The following is a 964-nucleotide window of genomic DNA, read 5'->3' as shown; positions in this document are numbered from 1 at the left end:
ATAACCGCTTCCCCGCATGCATCATGGTCAGGGTGCACACCGTGTCCGGGATAAAATGTGACAATTAAACTTGGTTTTACATCATCTATGATCTCTTCCATGATATCAGCTAAATACTCATCGTCTTCAAATTCGAGCGTTTTGTCACGGAGTCCAAGCATCCGAAGGTCATTGATATCCATTTCTTTGCAAGCATTGATGAGCTCTTGTTTTCTTAGCAGCGGCAACGTTTCCCGATTCGCGAAAAATGGATCGCCCATATTTCTGCCCATTTCACCTAAAGTGGCGCAGGCATACGTAACGGGAATGTCTTTTTTTCTGTTTAAGGCAATGAGGCCTGCCACTCCATATGATTCATCATCAGGGTGAGGCAGGATTACTAGTACATGTTCTTTCATTATTATTCACCCTTTTCTTTAAACTGTGAACGGTTTTTCGCTGATTTGCAGAGAAATAGCCAGTTTACCGCCCGGCAGGTGTCCCGCCATTAATAAACGGTTTTCTTCATCTACCGTGTATTCAGTCAAGCCTTCAGCATAAATCCAGCCTTCTTCTGTTTTCAAGCCAACGCGGTAAGGCCCGTTGCCTTTGATTTTTGCCTGATGATAAGTGACTTTTGCATTGCGGATATACGCAACAACCGTCATGTTCTTTTCATTTAAGTGCGCTGAATAAGAACCTGTGGTGGTTTCTAAATGGATATATACAGGGCGGTCCGCATATCGTTCTAAAGATGCTTGCACATCTTCTTTTATGATCGCTTTCATGATTGCTCCCCTCTTTCTTCTTTTAAATACTCTGCACGTTCTGTATGTAATTTGACCAGCTGATATTTCACAGCCGGTTCGAGCTTTGAATTCACAATGCGCTGAATCGCGGCAAAATATTTTTCCAGCATCGGTTTTCGGAGTCTTGGATGTGTTCGTTTATCCAAGAGCTCAAGATCAATCGCCTCTGCTACCGC

3 protein-coding genes are annotated in these 964 nt (G+C 43.4%); all 3 read right to left on the bottom strand.

Annotation, left to right across the window (positions count from 1 at the left end):
* A partial coding sequence (bshB2, locus tag ACWHAR_RS23920; protein WP_452088044.1) for a bacillithiol biosynthesis deacetylase BshB2 occupies positions 1 to 398 on the bottom strand: 398 nt, incomplete at its 3' end.
* Between the two features lie 18 nt (positions 399 to 416).
* Positions 417 to 767 carry a YojF family protein gene (locus ACWHAR_RS23915; protein WP_003231213.1) on the bottom strand — a complete coding sequence of 117 codons (351 nt, stop codon included), beginning with the start codon at positions 765 to 767 and terminating at the stop codon, positions 417 to 419.
* A partial coding sequence (locus ACWHAR_RS23910) for a hypothetical protein (RefSeq protein ID WP_452088043.1) occupies positions 764 to 964 on the bottom strand: 201 nt, incomplete at its 5' end. The genes ACWHAR_RS23910 and ACWHAR_RS23915, both read right to left, overlap by 4 nt.

The sequence above is a fragment of the Bacillus sp. LR--39 genome (assembly GCF_053613335.1).
The sequence above is the reverse complement of the archived record's forward strand: the minus strand, read 5'-3'. Positions and strand labels throughout refer to the sequence as shown.

Excerpts from the sequence above, each read along its gene's own strand:
- ACWHAR_RS23915 (WP_003231213.1), bottom strand. The coding sequence starts at position 767 with ATGAAAGCGATCATAAAAGAAGATGTGCAAGCATCTTTAGAACGATAT.